The 19,335-nt window shown below is 61.4% G+C and carries 19 protein-coding genes and 2 pseudogenes; 10 read left to right on the top strand and 11 right to left on the bottom strand.

Features of this window, described 5'->3' with window-relative positions:
• Window positions 1–86: 86 nt before the first annotated feature.
• Both BJ6T_RS00405 and BJ6T_RS00400 read left to right on the top strand, forming a co-directional pair.
• Complete coding sequence (locus BJ6T_RS00405; RefSeq protein ID WP_014490297.1) at window positions 87–494, top strand: YciI family protein; 408 nt, start codon at window positions 87–89, stop codon at window positions 492–494.
• A 133-nt stretch (window positions 495–627) separates the two neighbouring features.
• Window positions 628–1,908 carry an RNA polymerase sigma factor gene (locus BJ6T_RS00400; RefSeq protein WP_014490296.1) on the top strand — a complete coding sequence of 427 codons (1,281 nt, stop codon included), beginning with the start codon at window positions 628–630 and terminating at the stop codon, window positions 1,906–1,908.
• Between the two features lie 14 nt (window positions 1,909–1,922).
• Here the strand turns inward: BJ6T_RS00400 and BJ6T_RS00395 are convergent, their stop codons facing one another.
• On the bottom strand, window positions 1,923–3,311 hold the full coding sequence (locus BJ6T_RS00395) for a peptidoglycan-binding protein (RefSeq protein WP_014490295.1): 1,389 nt from the start codon (window positions 3,309–3,311) through the stop codon (window positions 1,923–1,925).
• A gap of 267 nt (window positions 3,312–3,578) precedes the next feature.
• On the opposite strand from BJ6T_RS00395, the gene BJ6T_RS00390 reads away from it, so the two are divergent.
• The 3 genes from BJ6T_RS00390 (at window position 3,579) to BJ6T_RS00380 (ending at window position 5,323) form a co-directional block, all read left to right on the top strand.
• Window positions 3,579–3,953: a hypothetical protein gene (locus BJ6T_RS00390; RefSeq protein WP_014490294.1), complete on the top strand. Its 375-nt coding sequence runs from the start codon at window positions 3,579–3,581 to the stop codon at window positions 3,951–3,953.
• 161 nt (window positions 3,954–4,114) lie between these two features.
• Entirely contained in the window at window positions 4,115–4,435 is a 321-nt protein-coding gene (locus tag BJ6T_RS00385; RefSeq protein ID WP_014490293.1) for a YMGG-like glycine zipper-containing protein, read from the top strand.
• A gap of 27 nt (window positions 4,436–4,462) precedes the next feature.
• Window positions 4,463–5,323 carry a DUF1444 domain-containing protein gene (locus BJ6T_RS00380; RefSeq protein WP_225895099.1) on the top strand — a complete coding sequence of 287 codons (861 nt, stop codon included), beginning with the start codon at window positions 4,463–4,465 and terminating at the stop codon, window positions 5,321–5,323.
• Window positions 5,324–5,354: 31 nt separating this feature from the next.
• Here BJ6T_RS00380 and BJ6T_RS00375 read toward each other — a convergent pair whose 3' ends face one another.
• Window positions 5,355–6,137 (bottom strand): bestrophin-like domain, encoded by a 783-nt coding sequence (locus BJ6T_RS00375; protein ID WP_014490291.1) that lies wholly within the window; start codon window positions 6,135–6,137, stop codon window positions 5,355–5,357.
• A gap of 717 nt (window positions 6,138–6,854) precedes the next feature.
• Here BJ6T_RS00375 and BJ6T_RS00370 point away from each other — a divergent pair.
• Complete coding sequence (locus tag BJ6T_RS00370; protein WP_014490290.1) at window positions 6,855–7,127, top strand: hypothetical protein; 273 nt, start codon at window positions 6,855–6,857, stop codon at window positions 7,125–7,127.
• 249 nt (window positions 7,128–7,376) lie between these two features.
• On the opposite strand, the gene BJ6T_RS00365 is transcribed toward BJ6T_RS00370, so the two are convergent.
• Both BJ6T_RS00365 and BJ6T_RS00360 read right to left on the bottom strand, forming a co-directional pair.
• Window positions 7,377–8,216 carry a DUF1194 domain-containing protein gene (locus BJ6T_RS00365; RefSeq protein ID WP_014490289.1) on the bottom strand — a complete coding sequence of 280 codons (840 nt, stop codon included), beginning with the start codon at window positions 8,214–8,216 and terminating at the stop codon, window positions 7,377–7,379.
• A 25-nt stretch (window positions 8,217–8,241) separates the two neighbouring features.
• Window positions 8,242–9,018: a hypothetical protein gene (locus tag BJ6T_RS00360; protein WP_080593818.1), complete on the bottom strand. Its 777-nt coding sequence runs from the start codon at window positions 9,016–9,018 to the stop codon at window positions 8,242–8,244.
• 261 nt (window positions 9,019–9,279) lie between these two features.
• Between BJ6T_RS00360 and BJ6T_RS00355 the strand changes: the two genes are divergently transcribed.
• Entirely contained in the window at window positions 9,280–10,911 is a 1,632-nt protein-coding gene (locus tag BJ6T_RS00355; protein WP_014490287.1) for a winged helix-turn-helix domain-containing tetratricopeptide repeat protein, read from the top strand.
• A gap of 275 nt (window positions 10,912–11,186) precedes the next feature.
• Here the strand turns inward: BJ6T_RS00355 and BJ6T_RS42990 are convergent.
• The 3 genes and pseudogenes from BJ6T_RS42990 to BJ6T_RS49540 all read right to left on the bottom strand — a co-directional run.
• Window positions 11,187–11,351, bottom strand: a pseudogene (locus BJ6T_RS42990) (JAB domain-containing protein); the annotation flags it as partial.
• A gap of 246 nt (window positions 11,352–11,597) precedes the next feature.
• Complete coding sequence (locus BJ6T_RS42985; RefSeq protein ID WP_223153803.1) at window positions 11,598–12,737, bottom strand: phosphorylase family protein; 1,140 nt, start codon at window positions 12,735–12,737, stop codon at window positions 11,598–11,600.
• 48 nt (window positions 12,738–12,785) lie between these two features.
• Window positions 12,786–13,022 (bottom strand): annotated as a pseudogene (locus BJ6T_RS49540) (HNH endonuclease signature motif containing protein); the annotation flags it as partial.
• Between the two features lie 286 nt (window positions 13,023–13,308).
• On the opposite strand from BJ6T_RS49540, the gene BJ6T_RS48090 reads away from it, so the two are divergent.
• The 3 genes from BJ6T_RS48090 (at window position 13,309) to BJ6T_RS49535 (ending at window position 16,023) form a co-directional block, all read left to right on the top strand.
• The gene (locus BJ6T_RS48090; protein WP_011082908.1) at window positions 13,309–15,120 is read left to right on the top strand and encodes a hypothetical protein; all 1,812 of its coding nucleotides are present in this window, start codon (window positions 13,309–13,311) and stop codon (window positions 15,118–15,120) included.
• 115 nt (window positions 15,121–15,235) lie between these two features.
• Window positions 15,236–15,790 (top strand): restriction endonuclease, encoded by a 555-nt coding sequence (locus BJ6T_RS00340; RefSeq protein ID WP_011082907.1) that lies wholly within the window; start codon window positions 15,236–15,238, stop codon window positions 15,788–15,790.
• A gap of 5 nt (window positions 15,791–15,795) precedes the next feature.
• The gene (locus BJ6T_RS49535; protein ID WP_071908403.1) at window positions 15,796–16,023 is read left to right on the top strand and encodes a restriction endonuclease; all 228 of its coding nucleotides are present in this window, start codon (window positions 15,796–15,798) and stop codon (window positions 16,021–16,023) included.
• A 129-nt stretch (window positions 16,024–16,152) separates the two neighbouring features.
• Here the strand turns inward: BJ6T_RS49535 and BJ6T_RS00335 are convergent, their stop codons facing one another.
• The 4 genes from BJ6T_RS00335 to BJ6T_RS42975 form a co-directional block, all read right to left on the bottom strand.
• On the bottom strand, window positions 16,153–17,289 hold the full coding sequence (locus BJ6T_RS00335; protein ID WP_011082906.1) for an SAVED domain-containing protein: 1,137 nt from the start codon (window positions 17,287–17,289) through the stop codon (window positions 16,153–16,155).
• Complete coding sequence (locus BJ6T_RS00330) at window positions 17,273–17,722, bottom strand: type II CBASS E2 protein (RefSeq protein ID WP_202557271.1); 450 nt, start codon at window positions 17,720–17,722, stop codon at window positions 17,273–17,275. The genes BJ6T_RS00335 and BJ6T_RS00330 overlap by 17 nt, the downstream gene beginning before the upstream one ends.
• Window positions 17,723–17,728: 6 nt before the next feature.
• Window positions 17,729–18,979 (bottom strand): nucleotidyltransferase domain-containing protein, encoded by a 1,251-nt coding sequence (locus tag BJ6T_RS00325; RefSeq protein ID WP_011082904.1) that lies wholly within the window; start codon window positions 18,977–18,979, stop codon window positions 17,729–17,731.
• Between the two features lie 75 nt (window positions 18,980–19,054).
• Complete coding sequence (locus BJ6T_RS42975) at window positions 19,055–19,276, bottom strand: DUF2188 domain-containing protein (protein WP_011082903.1); 222 nt, start codon at window positions 19,274–19,276, stop codon at window positions 19,055–19,057.
• Between the last annotated feature and the right edge of the window lie 59 nt (window positions 19,277–19,335).

Here is a 19,335-nt window from a genome sequence, read left to right as displayed (position 1 = left end):
ATGTCGATTTAGCCGAGGCTCAATCGTCACATCCATAGCGAGCGGTTTGCAGCCGGAGCGGCTGCTGCTCGCCAAGGGAGTCTTTCATGCGCTTCATGTACATCGTCACCTCCAGCCAGCCGATGGCTGCCCCGAGCCCGGCGCTGATGGAGGCCATGCAGGACATATCCGAGCGGGAGATCAAGGCTGGTCGAATGATCGACAATGGCGGCCTGATGCCGCTTGCGACCGGCGCACGGGTGCGAATCCTCGACGGCGAACTCAGCGTCATCGACGGCCCCTTCGTCGAGGCCAAGGAAGTGATCGGCGGCTATGCCATTTTCGAGCTGCGCGACAAGGCGGAAGCCGTGGCCATGGCGAAGGAATTCATGCAGCTGCACCTCGATCACATGCCGGGCTGGGAGGGTACCTGCGAATTGCGGGCCTTCGCCACGCCGGGCCTCGACACAGCCTGCCAGGTCGACGCGCAGTCCAGGGTGGCCGCCCACGCCTGATGGACAGCACCGCTCGTCCCAGAGCGTTTTCGAGCGAAGCGGATACCGGTTCGCGTCGAGAAAACACGTCAAAACAAGAATCCAGAGCCCCGTTCCGATTCAATCGGAACGGAAAGGGCTCTGGTCGGCGGCGATGACGACCGCCGACATCGATCGCGCGATCCGTGCCGCGATTCACGCAACCTGGCGTGTCGCGCAGCCGCGGCTGATCGCCACGCTGTCGCGCATGCTGCGGGATGTGCCGCTGGCCGAGGAATTGACCCAGGACGCGCTGGTCGCAGCGCTGGAAGCCTGGCCACACAGCGGGGTGCCGGACAATCCCGGCGCCTGGCTGGTTGCGACGGCCAAGCGCCGCGGGCTCGATCATCTGCGCCGGGCAAAAATGCTCACCCGCAAGCAGGAGCAGCTCGCGCACGAGCTGATGCAGGAGCAGGACGCGATGCCGGATATCGACGCCGCCCTCGACGACGATATCGGTGACGAATGGTTGCGGCTGATCTTCACGGCCTGTCACCCGCTGCTGCCGCGGCAGGCCCGCGCGGCGCTGGCATTGCGTATGATCTGCGGCCTGACCACCGACGAGATCGCGCGCGCCTTCCTGGTCACGGAGGCAACCGTCGCGCAACGCATCGTCCGCGCCAAGCGCACGCTGTCGCGGTCGGGCCTGAGCTACGAGATCCCGAGCGGCGAGGCGCTTTCGGAGCGTCTCGCCTCGGTGCTCGAGGTCGTTTATCTCATCTTCAACGAGGGCTATTCGGCCTCGGGCGGCGAGGAGTGGCTGCGGCCGCGGCTCTGCGACGAGGCCCTGCGCATGGGACGGGTGCTGGTCGGGCTCGCGCCTCTCGAGCCCGAGGTCCACGGTCTCATGGCACTGATGGAGCTGAATGCCGCGCGGAAGCAGGCGCGCACGGGCATCGATGGCGAGCCCATCCTGCTCATGGACCAGGACCGCAGGCTCTGGGACCGGCGCCTGATTGGCGGCGGCCTTCGCGCGTTCGACCGCGCGCGCGAGCTCGGTGGTGCCGGCCGGTTCTACACGCTGCAGGCCGCGATCGTCGCGTGTCACGCGATGGCGGAGACGGCCGTTGCCACCGACTGGCGCCGCATCGCGGAGCTCTACGGCCAGCTCGCGGCGCTGGTGCGCTCGCCGGTGATCGAGCTCAACCGGGCGGTCGCGCTCGGAATGGCCGAAGGGCCGCAGGCCGGTCTCGATCTCGTGGACATGATCGCGGACGAACCGGCGCTCGGGGCCTACCACCATCTCCATTCTGTCCGCGGCGACCTCCTGGAGAAGCTCGGCCGCTTTGCCGAGGCGCGAAGATCGTTCGAGACCGCTGCACGACTCGCGAACAATGCGCGCGAGCGCGTGTTGATGGAGCGGCGTGCGGCAGCCATTGCCGATTCCGACGGCTGAAGACGCAAACGGCCTTACGTCGTCGGCTTCGGCGGCGGCGCGGTGCCTTGCGCCCACTTCTCGAGCTTGCCGAGCACGCCCCAGGCGGTGAGCGCCAGCGAGATCGGCATTGCGAACTGGCCGAGGCCCGGCACCGCCGACACAATCGTGCCGAGCAGTCCGGCAAGACCGCCAGCATTCGGGCTCGCGGTCACCGAAGAGAGCAGCGCAGTGAGCACCGAGCCGCCGATGCCGATTGCGGTCTTCTTGCCGTCGAGCAGCTTGCCGATGGTCTCGCCGAGCGCGCCGTTGACCTGGCCGAGCACCGGCTTGCCGTCCTTGTTGAGCAGGGTGCTGAGCAGGTCGACAACCTGCTTCAGCTGATCGACAGGGGCCGGGTTGGTCGGGCTGACCGGTCCTGGCACGGGCGCCGTCTTGTTGATGAGGGAGAAGAGCCGTTCGAACAGGTTGATCGGATCGTTGGTGGCGGGCAGCGTGCTGCCCGGTGTCGTCGTTCCCGGTGTTACGCCGCCGGCTGACGGTCGCAGCAAGTGTGCGAGGTCTTCCAGCCGCTTCAGGATCTTGGAAATATCGCCGCTCGGCACGGAGCCTCCCGCCTGCGTTGCACGCGTGAGCGCCGCGACCGTGGCCCCGTCGAGAAGCCCGGTATCCCTCAGGCCGTTCTGCTGCTGAAACTGCGAGACCGCGGCCCCCGTCTTCGGTCCGCTGATGCCGTCCTCGACGAGCGGCGGATTGGCGCCGAGCTTGTTGAGCGCCTGCTGCATCAGAACAATCGTCGACGCCGCATCGTCCTCGGGCTCGGTGCGGCTGGCGAATTGCGGGCTGCCGTCGAGGGTGATCGAGGAATCGAGCGACATCATCGCATGCAGGATCACCGCCGTGCCGAGCTGGGAATCGACGTGGTTCGAGTCGAACACGTGGTCGCGGACGAATTTGCCGGCCCTCGCCTCGGGCGGGCCGTACAGTGTCGAACCGCCATAGAGGTAGGGCGAATTGCAGCCCTTGGCGTGATAGCCGAAGCCGTTGAACGCCTCGAGCCGGAACAGGATCCGGGCGATGCCCCAGTCGTGGGCGCCGATGAAGTTCTCGATTCTGAACGCGTCCACCGCGCCGTCCACGAAAGTGGTAAAGGGGCCACGCCCTTTCGGAACGATGGTCGTCACGCGATGAAGCGTTTCGCCGTTGCCGAGATAGGTATCGAAATCGAAGTTGGATTCGCGGTAGTGGCAGAGCGCAGCAAAATACCAGGGGACTCCGGTCAACCGCTCGATCTGCTGATAGGTCGCCTTGCCGTTGATCGCCTTGCGCGCGACCCCATTCGCATCGCCGAGGCGGGAAGGCCGGATCTCGAGATTGGACCAATTCCGCTCGTACTCGCTCTTCAGACTCTCGAATGAGACCATCTTCCGCTCCCGAAAATTGATGAATTATCGAAATTTCGTGCAAGTCAGATATGGACCGGGTGCCGTGATCGGGTGTGACTCCAACGGGATCTCCAGCAAATGTGGCAGGTTGCCGGCCCGGCGCATGTGAAATGGCTTACAGCCTCGGCGGGAAAATGTGCCGCAGGGCCGGACCCGCGCCTTCGCCGGCAGCGCGACCCGCCGGTGGGGGAACCGGCATGGTCGTTCGCCCGTTAGCATTTTAGACGATGCGGTAGGGAGCCCTGCATGGCCAAGCGCGTCCTCGCGATCGGCATCGAACCCGGCAATGCGGATTACAGCGCATTTCCGCAGCTCACGCCGGAGCTCGTGCGCCATTATATCGAAGCGCAATTGCTGCGCCTGCGTGATCGCGGCTACGAGGTCACGAGCTGCCTGATCGATCTCGATGCGACCGCGGAAGCCGGCGTCACGGCCGCACTGCGCGACGAACGCTTCGACTGCATCGTGATCGGCGCGGGGCTGCGCGAGCCGAAAGAGCGCCTGCTGCTGTTCGAGAAGGTGCTCAATCTCGTCCATCGCCTGGCGCCTGACGCCGCCATCTGCTTCAACTCCACGCCGGCCGACACCGCCGAGGCCGTGCAGCGCTGGATCGATCCCTGACGTCCGATCGGCCGGTGCATCGCTGGCGGCATGGTTTGAGCCGTCTTCACGCTGCGCCTCCGACGCCATCGCTTAGGCGTCGCGAGCCGTGCCGCCCGGCTATTTGTCTGGTCCGAATCCGCTTCCGGCGCTATGACTGGCTCATCACAGGGAGGGCGAGCATGCTTCGAGGTCTTCGCATTGGAAGTTTTGCAATCGCGGCATGTCTGACGGTCGCGATGGCGATGCCGGCGCAGGAGGCCGCGGCCCAGGATGCCATCGGCGGCGCGATCATCGGCGGTGTCGGCGGGGCGATCCTCGGCGGCGCGCTCGGCGGCGGACGCGGCGCCGCAATCGGCGCGGTCGTCGGTGCCGGCACGGGCGCTGCTATCGCCTCCGAGGGCGAGCGCCGCCGCTCCGGTTATTACGCCTATCAGCGCGGCTGCTACATGCAGCGTCCCGACGGCTATTATGTCCGGGTCAGCCAACGCTATTGCTATTGATCGATCAGCCGCCGGCTGGTGGTTCGCATGAGCATCCGATCGCGGATATGCCGGTGGCTGATCGCCGCGGTCGTAGCCGGCGTTGTCGGAGCCGGGGCTGCCCGGGCACAACAGATTCCAGCCGACGAACCCGGGTTTACCGCTTTCGTGGCCGAGCGCATCCGCGCCGAGATTCGTGACACCCCGGTCGTGATCAAGGGACCGCTGACGCTGTCGGTCGGCCCTCTGCAAACCAACCTCGACCGCATCTACGCCTTCTGCAAGGCCAATACGGGCGGCTGCGCCAGGGAGATCGGCGCCTATGTCAGCGGCGTCAAGGCAACGGCGAGCAGCCGGAACGATCCGCCGACCCGAGCAGCCCTTCGCGTGGTCGTGCGCTCGGCTGACTACATGCGGCAGGCGCTTCGGGAGGTCGACGCGCGCGACCCGGCGCTGACGCGGCCCCTGGCGGAGGGGCTGGTGGTCGTCCCGGTGCTGGATTCGCCGCGGGCGGTCAGGGTGTTCAACGACAAGGATCGTGCCGCGCTCGGCTTGACGCAGGACCAGGTCTTCGACATCGCCATCGCCAATCTGCGCAGCAGCGTGAAGCCGCTCACGACGGTTGCAAAAGCGGTCCCGTCAGGACAGTTCGGCACGCTGACGGGGGACTATTATCAGACCAGCCGGCTCGCGCTGGTCGACAGCTGGGCGCCGCTCGCGCAGGCCCAGGGCGGTGTCCTGATCGTCGCAGCGCCGTCGGCCGATCTCGTGCTCTATGCAAGCGAAGACAGCAGTGCTGCGATCGACGCGCTGCGGACGCTGGCCAGGAGCATGATGGCGCGCGCGCCGAAGCCGCTGTCCGGCACGCTGCTGCGCTGGACCCCGAAGGGGTGGCAACTCGTCCGGTGAGATGCTCTCTCGGGCGGCGCTCTGCTCAACTCTAGCCGGGGGCTGCCGGCATGATCTGGAGCAGCGGCTCCGGTTGGATCGAGATCTGGCCTGCGAACGGCCGGTCGTGCGCGGCGATGAGCAGGACGGAGGTGGCGACGCCGGTGGCGAACAGGCCCATCGCGATCGCCGATCCCAGCCGGTTGTCGCAATGAACGAGGCCGATCACCAGCAGCGCGCAGGCCGCCTGGAGATACAGGCACCACCATTTGACCGGGTTGACCGCGGCGAGGCTGACGATGATCCGCTGCCGCCGCGCGTCCAGCGCCTGCTCCAGCGCGGCGATGAGCTCGCGCTGCACATTCGCCTGCCCGGGGCCTTGCGGCGTCATCGCGACGACGAACTGCAGGGCTTCGGCGAGCGCCGGCGGCGTGACCTTCAGCGACACCTCCTGATGCGCCATCATCGGCCATTCCACCGCGACGGCCTGGCCGACATAGTCGCGCACCAGGCCGCGCAGCTTCGTCTCCTGCTCCGCCGGCAGGCCGGCGGCCAGCAGCACGGCGCTGCGCAGCGCACTGGCCTCGCGGCTCACCGCGGCGCTGGCGCGGTCGCTGTCGCCCCAGACCTGCGCCGCGGTGAAGGCGACGAACAGGCCGAAGATGATACCGAGCACCGGCAGCATGCCCGGCGAGATCGCCTTCAGCGACTTCGCGCGCTCCTCCGTCGCAGCCCTCGCGATGCCTGCGAAGATGGCCGCGGCGAGCAGATATGTGAATCCAAAGATCACCAGCGCCATCACGGGCACCGGCAGATTGTGCAGCCAGTCGCTCATGCTGCCGTTGTCACTTGATTCGAAGCCCTAGATCAACCGCATCCGCGCAGACCGGCGTGGCCGCTCTTGCTCACGATGAAGCACGATACAGCCCGGAATTGTCGTCATTTGAGCTGCGCGCAACAATTAGCACGGCGCGGCTGCGGCGCGATCAAGGGAGACGGAATGAGGACCTTTGAGAATTTCTCGCTCCGGTCTACGGCTGGTTTACCGAGGGCTTCGACACCCATGACCTGAGTGGAGCAAAGGCGTTGTTGGAGGAGTTCGCGACGCCGCAAGTGGAGCGCGCCTCGTCGAGATGCGGAAACAGCTATGTCTGATCCAGACGAACAGCGCTGAAATCCCGAAAGCGGACGGCAACGTCGGCAGTTCTGACGGAGCTTGTGATAGGGTTGGTGGCTGAGGCGACTGGCAGAAGACCGCCGCCCGAGGCCAAGCTGAACGGTCTCAGAGAGACGCTCCAAAGAGAGCCCCGACCGTACCAGCCGGGGCTCCAGGCCAGATCCGCGCGGCCGGGAGAGCAAGCCGCGCAATTTCGGAGTATGCCTGAGTCCATGCTGCCTCCTGTGATGGAAGTGCGGCGGTCCACAGGAAAGGCTGCTCAAAGCAATCCGCTCGCCACGAACCTGCAACGCGTGGTCGCCACCGCGTAACACGTGAGGTGAACGCCAGAACGCCACTGCCGCGCCACCAAATCGCCTAACGACTCAACGACGCATGTTGCATCGGGCCGGGGCGATGCGCATGGGTGGTGTAGTGATGCGCAATTGGTCCAATCTTTATGTGACTGCGTCCGTGAGCGGGCTGATGGTCACGATGCTTTTGCTTGGCGCGATCCTCGCTCGAAATGTCGGACCGCCGGAGAAGAAAGGCGGCCGGGTCATCGCTGTGTCAGAGTACCGCGAGGCCCGCACCCAGACGACTTCCGAGAACGGTGGCGGAGCCCTGGTAGATTTTGGTGTCGCGGACCTTAGAGGGTCGCTGCCGTAAGGAAGCGATCATCGGCTCGCCCTGCCGAGGCGATCGGCGCGTTGCAGGCTGCCAATCCGAGTCATTCGTGACCAAGCGAAGACGGCCGCATGGAAGCGGCCTGCCTTGTGCACTGGCCACTTCCGGTCTTCCCCGGTTCGCGGACATTCTCAAAGTCGGTCGGCATGTCTCAAACGGGCCATGAGCAGACGTACTACGCTCGTTCAACGCGGATCGAGCTGTGCGCCTTCCAAAAAGGTACCGAAGCGCTCACCACCGGCTTCGCTTCGCCCATATTGCCTCACCAATGAGGCAGGATACTCGCGGCTCCCTTTCGGTCACCGAAACGATCCGGTCCCTGGGCACGCCGCCGGCAACCTCGAGCACGAGTTTTGTTCGGATCGCCTCCTTGAACCTGTCACGGCTTCTGATCGTCATCATAAACGAGCCTGCCCCGCCAATCACACAATCCTCGTAATAGAGATCGAGGTCGTCGATGTCCATTTGCGACGGAAGCCTTCCTTCGAGCATGATCGGCAATCCGTTGATGGTAATGCCCCTTGCCAGTGCCGCATCACGTGCGATGGTAACTGGGCTTCCGTCGTTGTTCGCGCCATCGCCGGAAACGTCGATCACACGCCGCAATCCACGATACGGATCCGCATCGAACAGCGGCAATGCGAAATTTATCGCGCCAGAGATCGAGGTGCGTGAGCCCACGCGAACCGGCGCTTTCGCGATTTCCGCCGCCACCGCAGCTGCAGATTCGTGGCTGTCGATCAATCTCCACGGCACGATGATTTTCTGATCGTTCGGTCCAGACCATTCGACATAGACCAGGGCCAACCTTCGGTTCGGCCCGGCCTTGATCGCTTGCAGAAATTCGTTGGAAACGATGGCCTCCGCGTAACCCTCGCGCTGAAGCAAAAGCTCGCCAGGATCCATTGAATAGGAGACATCTACAGCAAGAACGAGTTCGACATCGACCGATGGCTGCTCGCTGCCGGCAACCACTCGGTACCCCGAATTGAGGGCGGCCGTGTTGGCGACTTCACCTCCGGCGATCGCTCCGGCGATCAATGCCGCTGCGATGGAGACACGATGAAGCATAGTGGCCTCACTGCTTGATTCCTCTTCATGGTGGCAGAAACGCCGCTGTCTGATCAATCGGTCCAGTGCCGGGTGCGGATGGATGCGAGCGCGCGAAGACGAACCGAGATGTCACGTGTATTGCGGAACTGGCTCTGCCGTCCTGGCCGATGAGGATCAATCCGGCGCCGCCATTTGCTACATTCAGAACAATCGGCTCGCCACTCCACGTCTTGATTGGCTCCATTCCGATGATGAGAAATTCACCGATAGGCTGGTCAAGATATTGGATGCGCAATTGCGGGCCGACTTCGGCTGCCGCGAGTTCGAAGCCGAACTGTCGAGCACGTGCGTAAACATCAGCCAAGGTCACAGTATCGGACGTGAATCCAAGCTGGGCTGGCGATACGAGGACAAGCTCCACGTCTGTCTTGCGAGAGCCAAGGATGAATGTCGGTCGAGCAAGTATTTCAGCGGCCTGCCCGCCGATACCGCAGCCCATGCCGTCCAGTTTATTGCGCAGTCCAAGCGGATCAGCGAAGGTGCCAATGGTAATGGTCTTCCATGTCGCCACATCGCGGCCGGACTGAATGAGTTGCTGGGACACTTCGGCGGGGCGCGTCTTGAGCTTCAGCTGGTTTTGCAAGACATCGCGAGCCGTGCATTGAGCCCGCGCCGGATTGGTTGCGAACTGAACGATGCAGGCTGCGCTCAGTATCGTCGCAATGAAGTAACGGCTGCCTCGGCGCGCGCGCGAATGACGGTCGACTCCGCCGCAATGTGCCCTTCCCGCTGTGATGGCTATCGAAGATCTCTTCCGCATTTGCAATCTCGCGAGAAGAATGAGTCCACCGTCTGATGTTGCGCACTGGACACACTCCGGCCCTGTGAGCGCGGTGCAGCTTTCTCGGTATCGCGTTATTCGGTTACCGCGGGCTCAGGGCAGCGGCTCTCCGGTTGTCAACGTAGTGCAGGTCTGCGGGAAAACCGCACGAAAAGGCACGATAAAGGACGAAATCGGGCTCTGCCGCTGCCTTGAGACGCACTTTCCGGTCCGCTAAGATCAGTGGCGGGAGGTGTGCGCATGACCTGCCTGCGGCTGAACGGATACACGCTCAATTTGGATCAGGCGCAGTTATTTGACCGGCACGGCCAGGCCGTTGAGCTGCGGCCTCAGGCTCTGGCAGTTTTGCTTGAATTGGGGCGCCGTCCCGGAGAGCTGGTTACAAAACTAGATCTCGGTGCGCGAGTGTGGCCGGGCGTTTCGGTCACCGACGACTCGCTCGTGCAATGCGTGGTCGAGATCCGGCGCGCGCTCGGTGACAGCCGGCAGCAAGTCGTGCGGACGATGCCACGACGCGGTTACCTTCTGATCGTTGACGCGGCCGACACGGCGCCGCGCGATGTGCGAAGATTCTATCGCCTGGCCGCCGCCCTTGCGATGGTGGCAGTCGCGATTGTGCTGGTTTGGCAATTTCTACTGCTCGGCGCCGGCTCCGGGCCCCCCAAAGTACACAAGAGGATGGTGGCCGATGTTGCAGTTCTACCCCTGCGCGTACTCAACACCTCTCAGGAAGGCAGTCCGGACGGCCACGGGTTAGCCTACATGATCGCCTCCGAACTTGCGCGCAACCCCGACCTGCACATCGTCGCAACCCTCGCCACAGCCGAACTTAGCGGCAAGAACTTGCCGCCGGCGCAGATCGCCGCGATGACCCACGCTCGCTACCTTGTGGATGGCAGCGCGGAGAGACGCGGCGACCGGCTGCAGCTCCACGTGCAATTGATCGATTCCGGCAACAGCCGCATCGTCTGGAGCGGCCGGTTCGAGCCCACCGCGCAGGACCTGCCCGACGTTACTGAAACGTTGATCTCGCGGATCAGCGCCTCGCTTGGTGCAACCGTGCGCGAGTCGGACCGGGCGGCGTTGCGGAGCCGCGCGCCGGCCTCGCTTGATGTGCATGCGCGCGTGCTGCGCACGCTTGCGCTGACCATGGTACCAAGTTCCGAGAGCCTCCGCCAAGCGCGGCAGGAGCTCGAACTGGCGGTCCGCCTTGATCCGAACTACGCGCCCGCGTGGGCGGGACTCGGACTGGTGAAGAAGATGCTGATTTTTGGCCATCACGATCCTGGGCTCAGTCGTCAGGACTTGCCGCAGGCGATCGCCGACGTCAGGCGCGCGATTGCGCTGGACCCGCTGCGTGCCAGTTCGTGGCGAGTGCTGTCCTTGGTAACCGACGCAGGTCAGGCCCCTGAGTCAGCGGTGAGCGCGGCCGAGCGGGCGATCGAGCTCGGCCCTGGCGATCCGGACAACTGGGTCGCCCTTGCGGGTGCATTGCACTATGCCGGTCGAACCCAGACAGCGATTGAAGCCTTCGAGAAGGCGATCTCCTGGAACCCGGTACGCCCAGCGCACTACGCGCTCTACGGGGCAAGGCTGCGCTATTCCGTGCAGGATTACGAGGATGCGCTGCGTTTCGCTCGCGAATGTATGGATCGAACTCCTGCGATAGGTGTCTGCAAGGCGGTCTGGCTATCGTCGCTTATTCGTACCGGCCATGCCGCCGACGCGGAGGCGGCGTGGCCCGCTTTGGTCGCGGCTGCACCCTCTTTGCAGACGTACCGGATGACGCCGCGGAATACGCCGATGGCTCTGGCGGTTGATGAGGACCTCGACAGACTTCGCAAGAGCAACACCTCGGCAATGGCCCAGTAAAGCTTCAGGCGTGAACCTGATGCGATCATTCCGGGTTGGCCTTTTTTCGGCGCAGAAGCGGCTTTCGATGCCGTTCCGGATCGAGTGATCCGCGTCGCTTTGCCTTTTAAGGCCGGTGTCCGCTCGTCCGTAACATCGAGAGCCAAAGAGAGAAGATTTCTTGTGAGTTCGGCCGAACTTTTTCGCGCGGGCAGCCGATGTCTCAGATGGGGCAATCGCGTCGTTTTGCGAGGTTCGCGGCAAGGCCCGCTTTAACGCCCGAGAGGCGACGTCGTTTAGATCAGCTTCATTCCCCTCAGGCTGGCATGCCCGTTCTTGCCGACGATGATGTGATCGTGCACGGCAATGCCCAGCGGCTTGGCGATGTCGATGATGGCCTTGGTCATCTGGATGTCGGCCTGCGAGGGGGAGGGATCGCCTGAGGGGTGGTTGTGCATGAGCCTGCGGCGTCTATTATCTATTTGAGTTTGCTGTTATTTTAGATTCTGATCGAGCTGTAGGAGGCGGAGACTGGGGCATGTAGTGGGTGATTGTTCGTGATAGTCACGAGAGTTCACGCTCGGTCCTGGCCGCTTCGATTGGAGTCCTTGTTTCAATGCCCGATCTGTCCGTGACATGCATTTCAGTGCGTATCGACGGCTTACGGACACCGCCGAAAGCATCAGCCTGAATGCTCAGGTTTTCCGTTAACGTGTCCTTTCATCGACGGCTTCCTCCAATACGTGCAACGTATCGCGCCGCTCGAACAGTAAAATTAGCTCTCTGACCCGGGCCGATTTGCGGTCGCCGGGAATTTCGTCAATGTCCACGCCCAGGAGAAAGCAAAGGTTCTTAAACTCTTCCATATCGAACGCCGTACACAGCTCATCGAACAATTTCTTACGTTGAGCTATCGAAATACGCGACTTCGTTGCCGCTACCGAAGCAACGGACTTCGGCCACGCCCCCTCCGAGAGGGAAACTGGGCGCGACTCAATGAAGCTTCGCAAGCACGAAGCCGCGGAATACGCTGCGTACTCTTGCCACATGTCATTCTTTTTGCCGTCGGCGAAGTCGCAGATGGCTCGGATCGTCAAGAATCCCACCTTCTTGACAGCGCTGAATGCCGCAGAAGCGACTCCTGCACTCTCCATCTCAATTGCGATGAGATCGCGTTGCAACGACCGAAGCTCTTGGGCAGCCTCGCTTGAAGCAATCACCTTCTCTCCAGAGGCAATTGGTCCGACATGAATTCTCGGCTCGATGGCGCTCGCGCTTTTCCCATCGGGCCTTGAAGGCAAATGTGCGCGCCACGTTGAGTCGGTCAAGTTCAGTATTCCATCCACGAGGATGGGGTCCGCCTGAAATTGCCGAGCTCGATGCTCCTGATGATTGGGTCGAACCTTCGAGAGCTCATAATAGAAAATGGAGTTCGAGGCCACGATATCGCCGAAGCCCTGATCCTTTCTAGAGATTCCACCAGCAATTCCATTCACAAGTACAAATCGCGGCTTCCATTTGTGGATGAGGTCCGATGTCGCATGTGCGGCATCGAGATTTCCCATCGAATGAAGGAGAGTGGCAACAACTCGATACGAGCCGCCGCGTCTTGTTGGAATCGTTCCGCGAAGGTACGTGCGGGTCGAATCCGATGTCGACGAAATCGGTACCAGCTCAGGAAAATAATGCTTAAGCGCAGCCAATTCCTTCCGCAACGCGACGACAACTGCGAAGTCGACTGATTCGTCCTCCACCTGTCGCGAGAGGTCGGTAGCCTGCTTGTCAGTAAGCTCGACAGCAACCGAGCTGAGAAATGCTGCGACGCGGCTCTCATGGCGCCGTTTCATGAGAAGCAACGAATCCGCTGTGTAAGTGGTCGGATCCTGATCGACCAAACGATGATGCGTTGGACATAGGATGATCAAGTTGTCTGCGTCGTTGCGCGACTCTTCGGATTGCGCGGGATCGAATCTCGGCCCCCCGGGAGAGGCCGCACGAATGTGGCAGAGTTCGCCCAGTAATGCGCGAGATTGAGGCTGAACGAGCTGCGTTGTACATCCCGGGAAAGCGCATAGGCCCCCCGAAGAAGCGAACAGAATCTTTATCGAACGATCACTGGGTTGTCGTCGCATAGCACCTCAAGCACGCTCCGCATGCCGTCGCCCCGTAGTCAAGAGATCATAGCCTTCAACGCCCATCAACCGGATACGTGTCGATAAGCCGACACTTTGTGGCTAACGTTGCTATTGAGCAGGCCGTCTAGAGCTGCGCGACATCGAGTAGCCTTCTAACTCTTCTTTGCGGGGGGCATGTTCTTTCCATTTGCATCGTGGAGGCATTCGCGCTTAAGTTGATCATATTGAAGGTCCGTCTTAATTGACATGGCGTACTTCCGCGCGGAAACGCGACGGGGGATGGATGATCGACTCTCTTCGCGTTGCAAAAACAGCAAATTTTCACATTCTTAAGCGGCAGATGAGCAATGCCGCATTGGATGACCTTTTTCGCCAAGTTCGGGCAAGCCAGCCCTCGGCCTCCCAAAACATATTCTACCATCGGCGCGTCCAAGCTGGGCGCGCGCGTTGGTCTGCGATCTCCTTCCTCTATGACCGCTCGCCTTCATTCTTAACCGAAGACGCAGGAATCCGAGAACGAATCTGCGGATTTATTCTTTTGATCGAATATCGCGATCATCTCGCGATTCTTAAATCCAAGCTCGATCTTCCGGCAGGATTTTTCACCCGCTATCTCGGTCGAGTATCAGCCGAACGCGTGGATCGTGCGGTCGCACGGCAGGGAGCGGTGTTCGAAAAGATTCGGCTTCGAAACATGTCGGTCTCCAAGCACGTGATGAGGAGTAAAACGTTCGAAGCCGATGACCTACAAAATGTTGTCGGGCCTGCTGGCGCAAACCGGTATGTGCCCCAGGCGTACGCGGTCCGGTCGGGAACTGACCACTATTCTACAACTCCTAGCACCGGCAGGATAGGGCAGCGGTCTGATCGGGTCGATCACCTCGCACTTGTGGAGTACGCGAAATCTGTAATTGACGAGCTGGTAGGTGGAAGAGCTGCACCTGCCAGCTTTCTCCGTACCTTAGCCCGCGCTATCGATTTGGCGAGTATTGGCGGCACCGCGCGTCCAACAAGTTTTGCCGTCGACGTTGCGGGATTTGTTGATGCGATCCATGTCGATCGCGAAATCAGACTTGTACATGAAGATAGCGGTAGACTCACTCAACTCTCCAAGCATGAAATCGATGCAGCGTTAAATGAGCTCGATCGTGCGTTTAGGGTCAGCGGCGACGGAAAGAGGATGGATATCTTCGACGGTGCTGATTCGGTTGGAGCAATTGCAATCAACCAAGCTCGCGTAGCATTGCGTGACTTGCAATTGCCGATCACTGCCGGCATCGAGGTCGAAAGTACAGAGTATGCTCTCGGTCACGATCCAAATCGGATCTCGCTCCGACGCTACATCGATCGCGAGGATAAGTTCATATTGCTGTTCGACGCCCTCTCTTTAGCTTACATCGACGGGACCTTGTTCCGCGACGAAGGCTTTGTAGATGGTGGCGCAGCCCTGTTGCGCCATTTGCGCTCTGATCCGCTCCTAGACGGAGTGACTGATGAAAAGGGTAACTTTTCGACGCGAAAGGCCACCTTTGATGCTGACTCCACTTTCGGTGTGATCGAAGCGAGTGTTGCGGACGGGGACGATGTGCTTGTGTGCGACGATCTTGGCGACGAATGGGCGGACTATATTGGGCTAAACAACTCCAGCAGCCCGCCTAGAATTACCTTTTATCACGCAAAGCATGGTCCACTATCGCTCGGTGCTGGGCCGTTCCATATCTCCGTGAGCCAAGCAATTAAGAACTTGCAGCGTATGAGCCTTCCGCCGGAATCGATGGAAGCGAAAATTCGTGGTTGGAACAACAAGTATGTAAGCGGTAGCGGAGTCAAAACCCGGATCAAGAGGATTGTCCGAGGCGATGCCGACGAGCTAATGAACGAATTCGCTCAAGTGCGGCTTGCGCCGGATGCAATTCGTCGGGTCTTCATCGTGACCTCTTCGCTGAGCCGCGGTGCTGTTGAAGAGGCGCTAAAGGAAGTCGCAGCCGGCCAAGCGCCAGACCCATACTTCGTTCAGCTCTATTGGCTGTTGATGTCATTCTTCTCGGCGTGTACCGAAATGAACGCACATGGATACGTGATCTGTCAAACTTAGCAGGCGCTGATCACGGAGTCGGTATTCGAAACTGCGATTTGGCTATTCCGGCTGTTAAGGCCCGACAGCCGGCTGACTGCTAACCTATGCGCAGTTGTAGTAAAGAGCGCGTGCCATGCTTACTTTGCAGCAGATGGAAGAGGTAAGGGTTCGCCTAGCGCAGCAACTGATATTCTACATGCCCGTTAAGCTGTTTCCTATTGCGCAGAAATTAGCGTTTCCGATTCTTTTAGAGTTCACACGACTAGTGGATTTTAGGAATCTGGAAATTCCACCAGAGAAGATCAAAATTACTGACTTGATCTACGAAGACAGGCTTCCGTCAGTGTTCGAGTCGTTTATCGCTCGGCGGTTTTCCGAGGGGAATAAGCAAGCGGAGTTGCGAGTAGCGGGAATCATTACACCAGATCACAAGATCGTCCTGGCAGATCGTAAAACGGCAGAGGGATTTCTAATAAAGGCAAACTCAGCGGTTTGGTATGAAATTGTAGCAAGCCTGCAATCGGATTGGAGCCAAGCGTATTCACTTTCTGCGACGCGTTGGGAAGAGATCGTCGCTGGTGCCTTCGATAAAGCGGGGTTCGACGAGGTGACATTAACGCCACGCTCAGGGGATCACGGACGGGATGTCATAGCTGTTCGAAGGGGGTTGGTTGCATCAAGATCATAGGATCGGTGAAGGCGTATAAGCCGAGGAACGAGGTTTCATATGATGACATTCGTGCATTGCTGGGCGTACTCAGCGGGGAGCAGAATGCCTCTAAGGGAATCCTGACTACAACGTCGGACTTTCCGCCAAGGCTAATATCTGATCCGTTCATAACTCCCTTTCTGCCGACGCGTCTCGAATTGATGAACGGTGACAGCCTTCAAAAGTGGCTTGGTGGCCTCCTGAAAAAATAGGCTTCTCCCGTTCGGATACATGCCTCTACGAGAGAGGGCTTGGGTCCGGACTTAATTGATCCACCAGGTAATCGCAGCGGCGAGGAGGATTGCGGACAGGAAGATGTCCGCGCGCTTGTCGCATCGGGTTTAGGGAATATCGAAGGTCCGTATGAACCCGTGCGATCGATTGTTGTCGTAGAGCCGGAGGGAAAGATCCGATTTGGGCATCCAGACGCGGCCGACCTCGACCGCCAGGGAGGCGGGAAGCGCGGGAAAAACATGCAGCAGCGTTCCCTCGCCATGCCGAGCCTTGATGCGGTCGTAGAGCCGTCGGAGTTCGCGCCGAAATGCGGCCTGATCGTCAGCTCGCCGCAAGACGTCGTTGTGAGGTTGATCCGCGCAGAGCGACCAGATCGCGGCTTCGTCGCCGAGAACCGCCTGGAGTCGCGCGTCGGTCACGGTAGCGCTGACACCGAGCTTTAGCGCGACCGAGCCTGACAGCCCGATATCCGGTTCGGTGACCTGGAATGTGATCGGGGGGCCATCGGACGCCCATCGCCAACTCGCGGGTTCGCGATGCCTTTGATGAACGACGGCCGGAACGATATCGCAGAGCAGCCGGCCAAGCTCGATCAGCAGCGGCTGCGGTGCGAGTGCGAATACGCTTAGATGCCTAATCTCCTGTCGCTCTACGCGGCCTCGCACCTTCGCTTCGAACTGGCGTCTCAGGTTCTCGCGCTGGACCGTCCAATAGGCAGGCTCGTTGTCTCGAAACGCACAGCCTACCATTTCAAGATCCAACCTCTGGCCGCTGGCTGGGTGGCGGTCGGGCGGCATCGCCGAAAAGATCGCCTGCGTCGATACAAGCGCCTCGTTGTCACAAATGCTCGCCCCAAACCTGATGACGTGAGATGCCCGGTCTTCGTCGATGCCGGCAACGATCGCGATCCGGCCCTCGTGCTCGGCTTTCATAGTTAGCAGAACAGATTCCGGATGATCGGCGACGGCGTCAAGATCGATCAGCTTGTGATGTCGGGCGCACATCAACATTAGATTTTCCAGACTACGCGCGAGCTGAGTCGACCGGATCGGATCGCCGCGCGGGCCGCCTTCGACGTCAGCCACGATGTGTGCGATGAAGCCGAAGATCCCGTCTTGCCGCCCGGCCACCAGGTCGCCGACCAAATCAGTATTGCATCCACGATATTGGCAGCGGCCAGCAGCCCGCGCCCACAGCGCCGATTGGACCTTTTGCGGAATGCTGCTCTTAGACACCGACGCCACCTGCTACGACGTGGCGGCCGCTCGCTGTCCATTGACCCGTTGCGCGCCAGCCCTCGTAAGCGGCAAGCCACTCGATCACCCAGGGCACAGTTGTCTGCGAGAGGCTGTCGAACGGCGACCAATCGTCGGAATCGGGATCGAGCATGCATAGCGTCACTTCGCCATCCGAACCGTAGTACACGTGAGGGAGCCTACCCTCCGGGTCGCCCGGACGGTGCCGTAACGGCGGTGACAAGACTTTGACGCGTGGCTGGAGAATGCGCACGTCGAGCCGTTCGATCACCAGCGGCGCTCGATAAGTGATCTCGACCTGAAACGTCTGAAGCAAAGGCCGGAGAGGGCCCTGCCACGCCGCGATTGCGCCGTGGCGGCCGATGAGTTTCAAGTTCGGCCACAAGGAAGCCATGTCAGTGATCTGGGCGTCGACCGTCATCACCACTTATCGGCGCTCTCCCATGTTGGTGTGTGCGCGAGCCGCGACTGGCGCCAGGCTGGTCGCCGCGCCGATGATCGCCGGCGCGGCGGGAACGAACAGGCCGCCGGAGCGCGTATAACCATGCTGCCGTGATTGAACTTGGCGCCCGAGCCGCTGGTTGAAAGCTTTGACAGAACGCGTGACGACCCGGTCCCCGAACTGCCCGCGCAACCACTCCTGCAAGTCCTCCAGCTGCACGTCGCCGGTGCGGGCGGCTTCGAGCCCGTTAGCGAGGGTGTGCAGGTGGCGAGAATAGGTTGTCTGTTGCAGCTGAGATTCTGGCCAACGGTCGGTGAAACGCTCGACCGGAAATTCGGGGTTGGGCACGACCAGGAGCTGGCCGCGCTTCGCGGCGTCGTCGATCGCGCGGGCCGTCCAGCGCGCCTGCCGGATCAGCATTTCCGCAAGCCTCATGCCCGGACGGGCGGCATGGCCGGCATGGCACGACAACATCACCGATGGCGGGATCCGGCCCGTCTCGGTCGCGTAGGCGATGTTGCGGTGCCGCTTGATTAGCTGCAGCGCGACCGTCGTCACGCTCTTGATGATGAGCGGCGTTTGCGGCGGAACGTCCTCGACGTCCGCTGCGGCGAAGGCGATTCCGGCCTGTTCGTACAGCTGACGATTCAGCGCCAGCGCGAACCGCTCCTCGGTAGGCGTTCGGGCGCAATACCACTTCCCGAAGGCATATGAGTTCATCGGCACATAGCGCGCCGGGTCGCTGCGAGTCCCCTTCTTCGCATGCGGGATCTCGCCTTCCTTCTCCTTCGGCGCCCGCCGCCGCGACGGCGTAATGTCAAGATGCATGCCGTCGGCGTAGTAGAGCGTGATGCACCGAGTTTGGCGCACGACCTTGCTTACCGGGTAGCTCTCGAGTGCGGCTTCCAGGTCATCCAGCAGCGCCTCGGGACCGAGGTCGGGGCCTTCGATCTCGGCGACGATATCGAGATCGTACTCGTCGTCCGTGCCGCGGGTCGACGTGGTTGCGTCGATTGCCATGGAGCCCTGGGGATAGAAGCAGGCGACCCTGCCTTCGAGCGGACTACCGGGTCGTTCGATGTAGCGTCGGACCGCCTCATATCGCTCGACCGCCTTGGCATGCAGGCCGGGCGGAAGCTGAATATTGATGGCAAGCTCGGCGAGTACCGCGTCCAGCGGGTCGGCAAAGGGATCATCAGGCCGATCATCGCGGCGCAGGGACGGAAAATTCGACATCGATATTGGTCCTCTTCTTTGAATGACCTCCGCGCGCCGATCCGACCGGATCGCCCTGGTGAGCGATCCGTTGGGTTATCCTTTCGGCGGGAAGGGATCGTTTCCGTAGGAGTTGGCGTCGCGAATGCGGCCATCGGGACGGTGGATGACGACTTCGCCGTGCTCGCGAAGCGCAGTGCTACGCGCCGCCTCCGTCGCCTCGGCTTGGGTGTGATGGGTGGACCCCACCCGCAACGCCCCCTCACGTCGGGTTGCCCAACCTGATTCGTGCGGCACGACATGAATGCGCTTCGACATCTCGGTTCCTTCGCCTCGTCGGTGAGCGTCGCGCTCTCCGGCGGGATATGGATTCCTGA

Origin of the sequence: Bradyrhizobium japonicum USDA 6, from assembly GCF_000284375.1 — a bacterium.
In the GTDB taxonomy this organism is placed as follows: domain Bacteria; phylum Pseudomonadota; class Alphaproteobacteria; order Rhizobiales; family Xanthobacteraceae; genus Bradyrhizobium; species Bradyrhizobium japonicum.
Note: the sequence above shows the minus strand (reverse complement) of the source record. Positions and strands in the feature narration are given on the sequence as shown.

What these genes read in the sequence shown, in the direction of transcription:
- BJ6T_RS00370 (WP_014490290.1), top strand. Translation starts at nt 6,855, where the DNA reads ATGTTGCATCGGGCCGGGGCGATGCGCATGGGTGGTGTAGTGATGCGC.
- BJ6T_RS42985 (WP_223153803.1), bottom strand. Translation starts at nt 12,737, where the DNA reads ATGAAACGGCGCCATGAGAGCCGCGTCGCAGCATTTCTCAGCTCGGTT.
- BJ6T_RS00405 (WP_014490297.1), top strand. Translation starts at nt 87, where the DNA reads ATGCGCTTCATGTACATCGTCACCTCCAGCCAGCCGATGGCTGCCCCG.
- BJ6T_RS00360 (WP_080593818.1), bottom strand. Translation starts at nt 9,018, where the DNA reads ATGCGGAAGAGATCTTCGATAGCCATCACAGCGGGAAGGGCACATTGC.
- BJ6T_RS00380 (WP_225895099.1), top strand. Translation starts at nt 4,463, where the DNA reads ATGAGCATCCGATCGCGGATATGCCGGTGGCTGATCGCCGCGGTCGTA.
- BJ6T_RS48090 (WP_011082908.1), top strand. Translation starts at nt 13,309, where the DNA reads ATGATCGACTCTCTTCGCGTTGCAAAAACAGCAAATTTTCACATTCTT.
- BJ6T_RS00395 (WP_014490295.1), bottom strand. Translation starts at nt 3,311, where the DNA reads ATGGTCTCATTCGAGAGTCTGAAGAGCGAGTACGAGCGGAATTGGTCC.
- BJ6T_RS00355 (WP_014490287.1), top strand. Translation starts at nt 9,280, where the DNA reads ATGACCTGCCTGCGGCTGAACGGATACACGCTCAATTTGGATCAGGCG.
- BJ6T_RS00330 (WP_202557271.1), bottom strand. Translation starts at nt 17,722, where the DNA reads ATGACGGTCGACGCCCAGATCACTGACATGGCTTCCTTGTGGCCGAAC.
- BJ6T_RS42975 (WP_011082903.1), bottom strand. Translation starts at nt 19,276, where the DNA reads ATGTCGAAGCGCATTCATGTCGTGCCGCACGAATCAGGTTGGGCAACC.
- BJ6T_RS00340 (WP_011082907.1), top strand. Translation starts at nt 15,236, where the DNA reads ATGCTTACTTTGCAGCAGATGGAAGAGGTAAGGGTTCGCCTAGCGCAG.
- BJ6T_RS00390 (WP_014490294.1), top strand. Translation starts at nt 3,579, where the DNA reads ATGGCCAAGCGCGTCCTCGCGATCGGCATCGAACCCGGCAATGCGGAT.
- BJ6T_RS00400 (WP_014490296.1), top strand. Translation starts at nt 628, where the DNA reads ATGACGACCGCCGACATCGATCGCGCGATCCGTGCCGCGATTCACGCA.
- BJ6T_RS00365 (WP_014490289.1), bottom strand. Translation starts at nt 8,216, where the DNA reads ATGCTTCATCGTGTCTCCATCGCAGCGGCATTGATCGCCGGAGCGATC.
- BJ6T_RS00385 (WP_014490293.1), top strand. Translation starts at nt 4,115, where the DNA reads ATGCTTCGAGGTCTTCGCATTGGAAGTTTTGCAATCGCGGCATGTCTG.
- BJ6T_RS00325 (WP_011082904.1), bottom strand. Translation starts at nt 18,979, where the DNA reads ATGTCGAATTTTCCGTCCCTGCGCCGCGATGATCGGCCTGATGATCCC.
- BJ6T_RS00375 (WP_014490291.1), bottom strand. Translation starts at nt 6,137, where the DNA reads ATGAGCGACTGGCTGCACAATCTGCCGGTGCCCGTGATGGCGCTGGTG.